General features: G+C 38.4%; 14 protein-coding genes. 13 read left to right on the top strand and 1 reads right to left on the bottom strand.

The features are described 5' to 3' along the window. The first annotated feature begins 688 nt into the window (after positions 1-688). The 5 genes from LI091_RS17565 to LI091_RS17585 all read left to right on the top strand — a co-directional run bounded on the left by LI091_RS17565 (position 689) and on the right by LI091_RS17585 (position 5,031). Positions 689-973 carry a hypothetical protein gene (locus LI091_RS17565; protein ID WP_173734651.1) on the top strand — a complete coding sequence of 95 codons (285 nt, stop codon included), beginning with the start codon at positions 689-691 and terminating at the stop codon, positions 971-973. An 83-nt stretch (positions 974-1,056) separates the two neighbouring features. Then, complete coding sequence (locus LI091_RS17570; protein WP_173734652.1) at positions 1,057-2,205, top strand: hypothetical protein; 1,149 nt, start codon at positions 1,057-1,059, stop codon at positions 2,203-2,205. Between the two features lie 141 nt (positions 2,206-2,346). Continuing rightward, complete coding sequence (locus tag LI091_RS17575; protein ID WP_173734653.1) at positions 2,347-3,069, top strand: hypothetical protein; 723 nt, start codon at positions 2,347-2,349, stop codon at positions 3,067-3,069. A 111-nt stretch (positions 3,070-3,180) separates the two neighbouring features. Then, positions 3,181-4,032, top strand: a complete 852-nt coding sequence (locus tag LI091_RS17580; protein WP_173734654.1) for a hypothetical protein — start codon at positions 3,181-3,183, stop codon at positions 4,030-4,032. A 117-nt stretch (positions 4,033-4,149) separates the two neighbouring features. Then, positions 4,150-5,031 carry a hypothetical protein gene (locus tag LI091_RS17585; RefSeq protein WP_173734655.1) on the top strand — a complete coding sequence of 294 codons (882 nt, stop codon included), beginning with the start codon at positions 4,150-4,152 and terminating at the stop codon, positions 5,029-5,031. Positions 5,032-5,113: 82 nt separating this feature from the next. Here the strand turns inward: LI091_RS17585 and LI091_RS17590 are convergent, their stop codons facing one another. Beyond that, a complete protein-coding gene (locus LI091_RS17590; RefSeq protein WP_173734656.1) occupies positions 5,114-6,766 on the bottom strand; it encodes a leucine-rich repeat domain-containing protein in 1,653 nt (550 codons plus the stop codon). 352 nt (positions 6,767-7,118) lie between these two features. On the opposite strand from LI091_RS17590, the gene LI091_RS17595 reads away from it, so the two are divergent. The 8 genes from LI091_RS17595 to LI091_RS17630 all read left to right on the top strand — a co-directional run bounded on the left by LI091_RS17595 (position 7,119) and on the right by LI091_RS17630 (position 11,597). Then, a complete protein-coding gene (locus LI091_RS17595) occupies positions 7,119-7,637 on the top strand; it encodes a hypothetical protein (RefSeq protein WP_173734657.1) in 519 nt (172 codons plus the stop codon). A gap of 58 nt (positions 7,638-7,695) precedes the next feature. After that, positions 7,696-8,571 (top strand): viperin family antiviral radical SAM protein, encoded by an 876-nt coding sequence (locus LI091_RS17600; protein WP_173734658.1) that lies wholly within the window; start codon positions 7,696-7,698, stop codon positions 8,569-8,571. 80 nt (positions 8,572-8,651) lie between these two features. Next, positions 8,652-9,176: a hypothetical protein gene (locus LI091_RS17605; protein ID WP_173734659.1), complete on the top strand. Its 525-nt coding sequence runs from the start codon at positions 8,652-8,654 to the stop codon at positions 9,174-9,176. 193 nt (positions 9,177-9,369) lie between these two features. Beyond that, complete coding sequence (locus LI091_RS17610; protein ID WP_173734660.1) at positions 9,370-9,966, top strand: hypothetical protein; 597 nt, start codon at positions 9,370-9,372, stop codon at positions 9,964-9,966. A gap of 118 nt (positions 9,967-10,084) precedes the next feature. Continuing rightward, positions 10,085-10,441 (top strand): hypothetical protein, encoded by a 357-nt coding sequence (locus LI091_RS17615; RefSeq protein WP_173734661.1) that lies wholly within the window; start codon positions 10,085-10,087, stop codon positions 10,439-10,441. Positions 10,442-10,453: 12 nt separating this feature from the next. Continuing rightward, positions 10,454-10,711 carry a hypothetical protein gene (locus LI091_RS17620; RefSeq protein ID WP_173734662.1) on the top strand — a complete coding sequence of 86 codons (258 nt, stop codon included), beginning with the start codon at positions 10,454-10,456 and terminating at the stop codon, positions 10,709-10,711. 15 nt (positions 10,712-10,726) lie between these two features. Continuing rightward, positions 10,727-10,924: a hypothetical protein gene (locus LI091_RS17625; RefSeq protein WP_173734663.1), complete on the top strand. Its 198-nt coding sequence runs from the start codon at positions 10,727-10,729 to the stop codon at positions 10,922-10,924. After that, a complete protein-coding gene (locus LI091_RS17630) occupies positions 10,917-11,597 on the top strand; it encodes a hypothetical protein (protein WP_173734664.1) in 681 nt (226 codons plus the stop codon). The genes LI091_RS17625 and LI091_RS17630 overlap by 8 nt, the downstream gene beginning before the upstream one ends. Positions 11,598-11,692 lie beyond the last annotated feature (95 nt).

The raw sequence follows: 11,692 nt of genomic DNA on the forward strand, positions 1-11,692 counted from the left end.
CGGTTTAGGCAGGAAGCCCCCGCTTCAGCGTAAGCAAGCGGTGGGTAAGTTCACAGATAAGTTCGAAGTATGAACCTTTCTTTGTTGGCTTATATTATCATAATTACGCGTAAAACCGCGGCCAACCTAAATATGCATCGCTTAAATTTACATATTTAGTTGTCCGTCGGATGTAAGCGTAAAGAATTAAAAAATATTTTTTTCTTTTTTTCATCAAAAACTATATTTTTTCGGCATACTATATATGTAACAAGATAAGAACAATCTTGTACCTGGCATTTGCCAGAATAAAACTTAAAAACATATGCCGTTGTATACAAAAGACCTTGTATGTGTAAAATGTTTAAGGCCGTGTACCCGATAGAAAAGGCGGGGAGGTGTCAGCAACAGCAAAAATTGTTGCATAGTATATTTTTTAAAGGTAATCCCCGTAACAAGGGATAGAGGGATAGTGTTAGTCCTGCGAGGCGCTTTCCGGCCTCGCGAAAAAGCCGCGGTCATTGGAGTGAAACGGAATCTGGTAACGACTCCGGCAAAGCCGGGGAGTTATCAACCTCTGGCTGCCCGTCGGTCAATCACATGCCAAATCATACGAAAAATCAACTGTTGTTTTTTTTGTTAACCATTTTTTTTGCCGGCAAAAATCCTGCATATTGTAGTAAACCAGAATAAAGAAGGGAGATACAAAATGCAAAAATATATCAAGCTGGAAGGTTTTGTTAAATCTAACAACGAGGCAGTAGAAGCAGTCGTTCAGCATCTTGTAGAAAAATACAAAATAGAAAAAGAAACGATAAAAAAATACGTGGATGGTGTCACCGTTAACCCAGAGGAAAAATACTATTATCTTGATAAAATATATGCGATGACAAAAACGACCAAACGAAAGCAGCGGCTCGTATACGTGCACGTTGCCGAATATTGCATTGAAAAACTTGCAGGGCAAGCAGTAAGCCCAAAAGAGACGACTTAGTCGTCTCTTTTTTTGCATGATACAAAATCCAGCAAATTAAAAATGTAAAAATAAAGCACCAAAAAAGAAAGGAAAAGAAAACTATGACAAGAGAAGAGTATTTTGAAATCAAAGACGATTGCGTAAAAAATGGAAGAGTTAAGGTAATCACAGCGGAGGATACTAAAGAATCTTTAAGAAAATTCTTTGATGAGTACAATGAAAAATATCTTTTGCTGACAAGAATGACTGGAGATGAATGGCTGCTGGATTTTACATTTGATACATATCAGAAAACTGGAAAGGTTGCAATTCTTAATCCTAAAGATGGCGAATTCTTAACCTCTTTTGGATATGAAAACGGCAGTAAATACAATGGCCCATGTTGGTGGTGTACTGATTATGCGGTATCTGCATTCTTGCGTAGAAAGAAATACCCGGAAATAACAAATGGAAAGGTTTCTGTTTATCTGGATGAATTCAACATCCAGTGTTGGAAAGATACAGCAAAAAAGGCATCTGAATATTACGGAAATAATGTTATGCCGGAATCAAAGCTGACTGGAGTTCAGTACAAACAGAAAGTAGACCAAATGATTGATGTAGCATATGGTATTATGAATGGTACAGTTGCTTCAGATATATTCAATCAGATTCCATTAAAAAAAGACGGGACATTTCAGGCAGACAAAACAATTCCTGTATTTTCTAATGGTATTGGCTATGCGAATGTTTACATTAATGCAAACAGCAGTTCATATATTGATGCTTGCGGTATTCAATTATGCATTTTTGCAGAACGGTCAGAATTTGGGCATGAACCGGTTGATTATGACCAGATGGAACTCTGCTCCAAGACTAGAGCAAAGCTTGTAATCAGAGAGCGAAATGGCATTGTCAAAAAGTATCTTCTGAATGCTGACATGTCAGTGAATGACGTTGTTTCAAGAACGAAGAATCTTAAAGATGCCGATATTACACCAGGCAGCGTATACGCCGAAAAATCAGGAACGGAATATCTGTATCTTGGATGGTGCGATTATAATTTTAAGCAGGATGAAAAATGCCAGCATGTATATCTCAGGTATACAAAAAAAATCCAAGCGCTCATCGACAAGGCAAAGAAGGCTGGAATCGCAACAGTCAATGACTTTAATGTGAAGGTACTTCTTCCAGACATTGACGATTTTACGTTTTCAAGCAGAGACAACGCGAGAAAATTCGTAAAAAAAGTTAAAAAAATATTTGATTAAGTTATGTGGTGCAGCCGGGAAGGAATTTTCCGGCTGCTTTTTTGCAATTATATTTCGACCAGATTTTTTTACCGGCAAAAATCCGGCATATTGTAGATGCAAATACAAAACAAGAAAAAAACAAGAAAGGAAGAAAAAATAATGGCAAAAATAATCAAATTAAATGTGTATGAAAAAAATGTATATGCGGTTCAGGTGGAAGACAATCTGTATATTGACGAGCTTGGCGTAAAGCATTTGTCACCGTCTCCGGAAAACTGCAAAAACACCAGAAATGTACCTCCGGCTCTCCGGACTGCATTAGAACACCTTGCAAAAAACCACACAGCAAGAAAAAAGGTAGAAGACAAGCGTACTAAATTCCTTAAAGAAATCAGGCAGCAGCTGAATGAACTTGAGAAAGATGAATGCGCGATAATGAAGGAACTGCGTGATGCAAAAGGTGTAATCAGTAAAAATGAGTTTGTTGAAGCTTTCTATGAAGCACTGCCTGACAGGGTGAAAGATGCAATGAAACGGTATGGATATTCTGCTGGAAGCACTCCGTATAATCTTGGATACGATGACAACCATATCTATATCATCAGAAATGTGATTGTGTATAAATACAACAAGAACATTCCGTATGCTTATGAAGAGTATGACGGCAACTGGATGATGTGTGATGAGGCTGAAGAGATGGAAGCATATAAAAAAGACATCAAAAAGAACGAAAAACTGCTCCCGGTATCTATGCCTATTAATAGTTACATGTGGACAGGAGACAAGTTCTCAACCTGGTATTCCGGGGTGTATGAGATTGCTATTGAAGACGACATGACAAAAGAATACGCAAAAGAACTTGCAAAGAAATTTGCAAGATAATGCCTGATTTGCCGGCTGCAGAGATGCGGCCGGTTTTTTTTGTGTGTTGAAAAATCCGGCATATTGTAATTGTAAATATAAATTTTGTATACAAAGAAAGGGGAATTAAATATGCAGTTTGTAATTTTGAAAGACGAGTATGAGTTGGACCAATATGGAGTTGAAATCAAACATAAGATTGCTACTGAATGCAACGAATATTTGCAGACAGGAGAATGCAGCCTGACAATCAGGCCTGCCGATAGTCCTGATGTGGTTCACGTTGATGAGAATGAGGTTCCAGATGATGTGAAGACTGTGCTGAAAACAGCTTATGAAGCAAGAGAAAAATATCTTTCTCCTGTATCCAGAACGACAAAAGAAGGAGCAGCAAGACTGAGGGCTGATTATGATAATGCGATGAAAGCACTTGATGAGTTTTCGCATAAGGACGAAATTTCACTCTTAGATTTTGTGAAGGAATTTTTTAAACATGTTCCTGATGAAATCAAAAAAGAGATAATTGACAACGAATATAAGGTGATGACGAATTTTTCTGATGTGGATTTTTCCTGTTATGAAGAGTTTGCGAAGATTTCGTCCAAAGAATTAAAAATCTCTCGAAAGAAAATAGCTGCAGATGATGAGGATGCGGTCAAAACTTGTGATTTGGAATTCAATGGAAAAATCACTTATACGACAGACATTAAGGCAATGAAGCTGAGAATCAAATTGTTGGAAGAAAATTCAAAACCTTTACCTGTTCCGTGGAAAGGAGAGAACTATATCAAAAAAGAAATCAAAGCAGGGAAGCATGTAATGGTTGTATATGATGAATATATCATTCCATTCTACGGCATAATGACAAAAGCATATGCAGAAATGCTGGCAAAGTTGTTTCTGAACACTGATGGAAGTATGAAACGATGGCAGGTATGCAATATCAAGAAAAAACTGCACAAGAAAACTTACAGCATCCAGTAATGGGTGCTGTTTTTTTTGTTGCGATAAAAAATGAAGCCGGTTTTTTCGTGTGTGGAAGAATCCGGCATATTGCAGTTGTAAATATAAATTTTGTATACGAAGAAAGGGGAATTAAATATGCAGTTTGTAATTTTAAAAGATGATTACGAAGTGGACGAATACGGGATTGAAATTAAACGTGAAAACCCTCCGGAATTTAAAGATTTAAAGCCGGCAATGAAAGTTATCAACGAATATGTGACAACGGGAGAATTCGGTGTGGAAGGCAGACAAGCCGGAGATAAGAATGTGGTTTATATTGATGAATCTGAGGTTCCGGAAGATATCAGAAATGCACTGAAAGCAGCATATGTTGCACAGAAGAAATTTCTTTCTTTGCGTCCTACAACACAAAAAGAAGATGTCGCCAAGTTAGAGGCTGAAAGAGATGAGGCATTCAAACCGCTTAGAGAAGTTTCTCACAGAGAAGAACTCACTCTTACCGAGTTTGTCCAGGAGTTTCTAAATTGTATCCCTGATGAAGTCAAGAAAGAAATGCAGAAAAATGGATACAAGGTCACAACAAATTTTTCTGAGTCTGATTATTCCTGTTATGAGGAATACGCTCAAATCCATGCTAAGGAATTAAAAATATCAAGAAAAAAAGTTGCGGCTGAAGATGAGGAGACAGTGGATGGCTGCGATTTGGGGTACAGCAAAAAAACGACATATGCATCAGATGCTGCGGCTCTGAATTTAAGAACGAAGCTGCTGAAAGAAAATTCCAAGCCCTTATCCGTCCCGTGGACAGGAGAGCATTACATCCGAAAGAGTTCTAAAGCCGGGAAACCAGTAATGACTGTTTTCGATGAGTACTCCATTTCATTTTACGGCATATTAAAAAAGGAATATGCACAGCTACTTGCAAGGCTCTTCCTGAATACGAGTGGAGCAATGCAAAAAGTGCAATTGTCATATGCCAAGAAAAAACTGCACAAGAAAACTTACAGCATCCAGTGATGGATGCTGTTTTTTTTGCTGCAATGCACACAAAAAAATGCCGCCTGAAAATTTCAGGCGACCATAGTTTACAGCGTCAAATTTAACTTTTACCAATCTTATCCAAAATGAGTTTTTTGACATCAAGCAAATCTACATAACCAATTTCGTCTATTGCCTTCAGAATCTGTTCTAATGTACTAGAAGATAAGACATCATACTGTATTAATTTTGTAAGGTTTTTGGCTTCGTTTTTATCAATAAATTCTTTCGCTAAGGCCTTTCCTGCTCTTTTTAAATACTTCTTTGTTTCTTCATTGGGTAAGACTTCATATTCCTGAAATGCAAGAGTACGTTTGAGCTTTGGATTCTTTCCAAATGTTTTATAAAGCGGCTCTGCAAATCCTGTCTTCTGAGAATTCAGCAAAGAATTTATCTCGTCTTTGATTTCCTTGGTAATTGACTCTCTGTTTGGAAGATAAATCGTGTGAGATGGTGTGATTATTTTTGTTGCAGCTGTTCGTTCAACGATATTATCTGGAATATTGTCTGAAGCAAAAACAATTATCTGTGCATTAATATAGCCATATTTGTCAAATCCTTCGAAAGAAGATGGGATAAACAGTTTCTTTATGCGGGCTCCTATAAACGCCTTTTCGCGTATTGTTTTTGTCCCTTCATTTATTTTGACTGTTTCTAATGCTCCGCAATTATAGAACACATAATCATTAAGTTCGCTTAACGCGCCAGGAGTTTCTATAATGGTAAGTTTTGTGCAGTTTCTGAATGCGTCATCCCCTATTTTCTTGACTGATTCAGGAATTTTTACAGAGGTAATTTGACAATCAATAAATGCACCATTTCCAATCTCTTCTACTCCATCTTCTATAGTTACATCATCAATTTTGTGGCAAAAGCAGGAGACTACTTTACGCATATCCTTCGTATATACAATATCATTTATAGTTGTATATTCTGGATTAGTTGAACTAATTTTGGCATTATATCGCTTCAAGTATTTTACATTTGCTTCAGACATATGGTCTGTGCCCATAAATACTAAGTTGTTTGGTACAGAATAAAATATGTCTCGCCTGAAGAAAGCCTTGTTGCATTTTATAATCATAGTTGCATCCATATTATAATCAAGAAACGTAGCCATTGCTGTTGCGAAATTTGGGATTATATATTTTTCTGCGTTTTTATTAAAATCGCATGCGATGGTTCCGGCCATTTTTACTCCGTCAACAAAAGGCTTTTTCATGCATGCCAGGCCAGATTTTTCAAATGCCTTAACTGAAACATTTACTATGTCTTCTGTATGGATAACCTGATTTGATTTGCAACCAATTAAGGCATCTTCATCGATATCTGTTATACCTCTTAAATCCAGTGGTTCATCTTCTTCCAAGCAGAAGGTATTAAGCAAAAGATTTTCTGCGTCATTCAATTTTCTTATCAGCATTGTTCCGGAAGGATACTTCCGATTCGTAGATACGATTTCCCTTACGTTTGGAAACAATGTGTTTGAAAATTTAATATATAGTTCATTGCTTTCACCAAACCTTAAACGTTTAACACTTGGAAATGATTTTTTATTGCAATCAAAATTTAAACGTATGCCATATAAATCTCCAAAATCTACCTCTTCCGTATTTGGCTCTACTTTGATATCCATGCAAACACCGTCGCTTACTAAAAATGATACGCTGTTTCTTTTTACCCATTCACCTATTGAACTGTAATTTTTTTTCATTTTCATCATTCCTTTCTTTGTTGTGCATTAATTATTTCAATATTAATATGCATAAAATCTTTTGTACAAAAAACGCAAAAAAAGAAAACTTACAGCATCCAGTAATGGGTGCTGTTTTTCGTGCAGAAATCCGCAAAAAAATACGGAAAAAATAAAAATTCGGTATATTGGATGAAGAAGGGGCGAGATGGAATATGGGGAGCAAAAAGAAAAAAAATAAAGAACAAAAAGAAATAAATAGAAAAAGAAAGCGAAATGTTGGAAGCCATAAGATTGAGACCGGCGCCGAAGGCGCCTTGACGGAAGGTTGCCGGCCTATATAAACAACAAAAAAAAGAAAGGATGAAAAATAATGGCAAAAATACTTCTCAGTATATATCCGGAATATACAAAGGCAATCTTTTCCGGAATGAAAACAGAAGAGTTTCGCAGAAAGGTTGTAAACGAGCTGCTGGAAGGCGGAAGCCATACTTTATATTTCTACGAGACAAAGAAGAACGGGGGAGCCGGAAAGGTTGTGGGTCAGGCAGATGTAAAAGAAGTGTTTGTGACACTGTATGCCGAATATCTGCCCTCAGGTTTACCGCAGCTTGACGGCCTTTCAGTTGAAAAAATGCAGCAGATGTATATCACCTGGTGCAGGCAGAAAGAAAAGCCATCTGTCGGGTGGTGGTATAATGACAGCGATTTTACGGCTTACCGTAAGCTTATCGGATGGACTGGAGACCCGAAGCATTATTACAACTACGTGCTGAAGCTTGAAAATGTTCAGAAATACGATACTCCGCTTGATGTTTCCTGTTTTACATATGAAGATGGCAAAACGATTACCCGCCCGCCGCAGAATATGTGCAAGTGTCTGCCTGCCTGATTTCGCCGCGGCAAAAATCCGAAGCGATAAACATATACAAAGAAAAGAGGTAAAAATAATGGAAACAAAATACAAAATCAACATTCATGTTTTGGAGGCCTGCAACTTCCGTTGCCGGCAGTGTTTTTCTAAATTTGGAACGAAAAAACTGCTACCGGTGGAAGGCTGGAAGAAAATCATAGACAATTGCATTGCCGGGGCAAATGTGACTGAATTTAACATCGCCGGTGGCGAGCCGATGCTGTATCCGGGGCTGGTGGAACTGACGAAATATATACGAGACAAAGGCGTGAAAGTTTCGCTCATCACGAATGGCTCTCTGATGAATGAAGAATGGATTAAGAATTACGCCTGGATGTATGAGACAATCGGATTTTCTGTAGACAGTATTAACGATGAAACAAACAGAAAGATTGGAAGATGTAACAAAAATGGGAAGCCGATAGCTGCCGGTAAGATTGTGGAGCTCTGCGAGCTAATTCGGAAGTATGCGCCGGGATGCCGGATTAAGATTAACACTGTCGTTTCAGCGTTGAACAAAGACGAAGTGATGTCTGATTTTATTGACGAAATCGCCGCTGACCGGTGGAAAATACTGAGGATGAAGCCGTTTCAGTATAACAGCTTCTCAAACCTGGATATTCAGGTTTCGAATGAAGAATTCGAGGAGTTTGTAGAGAGAAATAGAGGCAGAAAAGGAAAAGAAGATGGAGTGACAGCAGAGGCAGGAATGGAAACAACAAGACGGGAGATTGTCGTAGAGCCGGATATGAAGGCCTCATATGTGTTAATTGATTCCAATGGATATTTGCTGGATAATGCGGTGGATGAGATGACGCCGGTTGTAGTATGTGATTGTTTGATGGAGGACTTCGCAGAGGGGCTGCGGAGACTGACACTGGATAAGGAAAAGTATGAGGCGAGATATAACTGAACAGCAATTTTTCTACATGGCATTTTTTCTACATATTACTTTTGTAAATAAAAATTTCAAATAAAGAAGGGAAAAATACTATGAAAAACAACAAAAACCTCAATCCACTCAATGACCCGGAAGTTGCAGAAATGCTTACAATGTCTCCAGACGACCAGCTGTGGAGCTTTTTGGATGATTGCGTTCCATATGACGGAAAAGATGCCGTTCTTGTAATGATGGGCGATTTTGATGTTGACAACAAAAATGAAGACGGCAATATTACTATTAACGGCGTGCCGTACTGTGCAATGATAACAGACATGATTTTCGAAAAAAGCGAAGAAGAACTGTTATCAATGCCTTTGACAAAACAGTACGAAAAATACTTCGCAATCCAGAAAGAGTGCTACAGACCGTATTTTACCGAATGCTGCATTCTTGATGATTACAATGACCTGACGGAAGAACAGCATGATTTCCTGGATGAACTCGAGACAGGAAGTATTTTGGCCGTGTCATTAAAGAATCCAGAAAATGCTGTTTCCGTAAGAGTTTCAATTTCTTTCGTAGGATGCGGACGCGATATCTGTAAAGAAGGATGGCTAATTTTGTTGTATGTATAAAATACAACAGAGACCGAAAGGAGAAAAAAATATGAGTAAATTAAACACAGAAGAATTATTGGGAAAGAATGTGGTTATTTCTGAAGGAGTGCATCCCAACTGAAAGAACAAATGCAATTTTTGTAATGCTGAGTGACATCAGCCCAGATTTTGTTAACAATAATGGAGATATTGTTGTTCCGGGAACCCCGGCATGCGAGACGCTGGAGATGCTGAAAAGAGAATATGCCTGATATTTGCACCACGTTTTTTGCGTGGTGTTTTTTTTGCGGCGAAAAATCCTGCATATTGGATATGTAAAAACAAAAAGAAAGGAACAAAAAAAATGACAGATATGGACAAAATGACAATGAGAGACTACGCAAAGAGGTGCGGGGTAACTTACGAATGCGTAAGAAGGACAGTAAATAAAGAGTTAAAAAATAACCCTGTGTTTGAAAAATATGTACATAAACTGGGCAGAACTACATACCTTGATAGTCGCGCAGTAGAGTATCTTGATACGCGTGGCAGAGGGAACAAGGCTAATTACTCACAAAAAGTAAGTGAAGTAGAAGACTTAAAGAGTCAAGTCGAGGAATTAAAAAAGAAGGCCAATGAATTGGAAGCAAAATATAATTCCGAGAGAGAGAAGTGTGAACTTCTGCAAAACGAGCTGCATACTCAAGCCATGGGATTTATTGACAAACTTTATGATATTGCTATAAAAAATCGTGGAGTAGATGTTAAATGTTTGAATAAAACAGACAAGACCAGTGACGACAATAATTTGGTTGAGGTCGCGTTGTAATTTTTTTCATACTGCAAATTTTAACCCGAGGTAAACGCTTCGGGTTTTTATTTTGCACAAGAATCACACATATTAAATATGTAAAACTAAAAAATACACACGAAGAAAGGAGCAAAAAATGCAGACAATATTAAACTTGAAAAAGGAGTTTATCGATTCCGGATGGTGGGATATCGATGAAAGAATCAGCTCTGACAGCTGGGGAAATGGAAAAATCGGGTACACAATCTGGATTCGGCGTCCTGACTGGCACGGAAAAGATGCCTTTTCACTGACAGGTAGAAGTGTTAAATTGCACGCAATGTGTGACGATGCCTTCGACGAAGTTAAGGTGATTGCGACTCTTGAAAGGCTGAAGAAACTGGCTGATACCGCATGGAAAGAATTTCCGGAAAGCATTCCTGTGCAAAATGCATTCGGCGAGCTTGTGGAAGAAGTGATGATTAAGCCGTTTGCGGAAGGAAAAGATGTGTAAGGAGGGGCAAGTATGGCCTGGAAAGCTGAATGTAATCGCCGAAAATGGTACTGCATCCTTGGATGGGATGCGGTTTCCTGGTTCTCGGAATACAACTACAACGAATGGCGTCGGTCATTAACCCCGGCACAGATTCGGAAACTGGAAGAATACGAAAAGAAACAAAAAGAGAAAAGCGAAAAAGACTTGGAAAATGCTTTTGCTGCAATTCTAACAATGTATACAGCCACAGCTGGAAGCATATGGGAACGAAGACCAGATATCTGGTAAAGAAAGGAGCAAGATATGAGTACTTTTGAAACAATTTATGTAATCGGTCACACAATCGGAAGCTTCTTGTTGCTGATGATTCCGTTTTTTGTTGTTAAAGACTATATTATGCCATTTGTCAAAAGAGTATACCAGTATATTATAGATGACTACGAAGAGTTTAAACAATGGCAGGCTACAAAACGTCAGAAAGGAGAAGATAAAAATGAGTAAAAAAGATATCTTATCAACTCCAAAACACGGATGGTGCAGTTTCCATCTTGCAGACGAAGAGAAGGAGTTCAATGCAGCGTTAAGTTATCTTACAGATGTGATGTATGATACCTTAAAGATGTGCCTGACTTATCTCCAGACCGGCGCCGCTGCCGTAATGTATGACAGAGAAGGCGAAGGAACATTTCTTTTTGTAATTTCAGACTACGATGTCTATATTCTGGATGAAAACCTGTCTGGCGGCATGGTACATTTTGAAAACCTGCGGGCAGACGACATTTGCGAAAACACCCTTGGCTGCTATTATGCTGATACTATCGGCTGGCTAAACTTTGCAAACATGAATGAGCAGAGCGAAAAAGAATACGAAAAATACGAGAAAGGAGAGGCTGCTGAAGTTCATGGGATGGTTAAGGAAATCAGAAAACTTCTGAACGAGAGGACCGGGAGGAAGAGCAGGTGGACTGAAATCCGGTGCGATTTCTTTGATGAGGAAGAAAAGTACTGGCTCGTGGATGCCTGGAAGACAGGAGATGACAACGAAGAAGGCGAGGTAATCGCAAAGATTTCTGAAACCGGAGAGGTTGTTTATCTTGACATGGAAGCCGAAGATGACGAATATGCGAAAGAAGTAATTGATGAAAAACTGAAAGAAGTCAAAACAGACTGTTAATTCTCTGAGAGAAAGCGCAAAAGCGTTTTCTCTCTTTTTTCTTTTTAGGATTTAAAGCGGGAATCCTCGGTTATTCTATATCCGAGATGAAAGCG

The organism is Blautia sp. MSK20_18, assembly GCF_020553125.1.
Classification (GTDB): domain Bacteria; phylum Bacillota; class Clostridia; order Lachnospirales; family Lachnospiraceae; genus Blautia_A; species Blautia_A fusiformis.

Excerpts from the sequence above, each read along its gene's own strand:
- LI091_RS17585 (WP_173734655.1), top strand. The coding sequence starts at position 4,150 with ATGCAGTTTGTAATTTTAAAAGATGATTACGAAGTGGACGAATACGGG.
- LI091_RS17590 (WP_173734656.1), bottom strand. The coding sequence starts at position 6,766 with ATGAAAAAAAATTACAGTTCAATAGGTGAATGGGTAAAAAGAAACAGC.
- LI091_RS17580 (WP_173734654.1), top strand. The coding sequence starts at position 3,181 with ATGCAGTTTGTAATTTTGAAAGACGAGTATGAGTTGGACCAATATGGA.
- LI091_RS17625 (WP_173734663.1), top strand. The coding sequence starts at position 10,727 with ATGAGTACTTTTGAAACAATTTATGTAATCGGTCACACAATCGGAAGC.
- LI091_RS17570 (WP_173734652.1), top strand. The coding sequence starts at position 1,057 with ATGACAAGAGAAGAGTATTTTGAAATCAAAGACGATTGCGTAAAAAAT.
- LI091_RS17600 (WP_173734658.1), top strand. The coding sequence starts at position 7,696 with ATGGAAACAAAATACAAAATCAACATTCATGTTTTGGAGGCCTGCAAC.
- LI091_RS17575 (WP_173734653.1), top strand. The coding sequence starts at position 2,347 with ATGGCAAAAATAATCAAATTAAATGTGTATGAAAAAAATGTATATGCG.
- LI091_RS17605 (WP_173734659.1), top strand. The coding sequence starts at position 8,652 with ATGAAAAACAACAAAAACCTCAATCCACTCAATGACCCGGAAGTTGCA.
- LI091_RS17595 (WP_173734657.1), top strand. The coding sequence starts at position 7,119 with ATGGCAAAAATACTTCTCAGTATATATCCGGAATATACAAAGGCAATC.
- LI091_RS17615 (WP_173734661.1), top strand. The coding sequence starts at position 10,085 with ATGCAGACAATATTAAACTTGAAAAAGGAGTTTATCGATTCCGGATGG.
- LI091_RS17620 (WP_173734662.1), top strand. The coding sequence starts at position 10,454 with ATGGCCTGGAAAGCTGAATGTAATCGCCGAAAATGGTACTGCATCCTT.
- LI091_RS17610 (WP_173734660.1), top strand. The coding sequence starts at position 9,370 with ATGCGAGACGCTGGAGATGCTGAAAAGAGAATATGCCTGATATTTGCA.
- LI091_RS17630 (WP_173734664.1), top strand. The coding sequence starts at position 10,917 with ATGAGTAAAAAAGATATCTTATCAACTCCAAAACACGGATGGTGCAGT.
- LI091_RS17565 (WP_173734651.1), top strand. The coding sequence starts at position 689 with ATGCAAAAATATATCAAGCTGGAAGGTTTTGTTAAATCTAACAACGAG.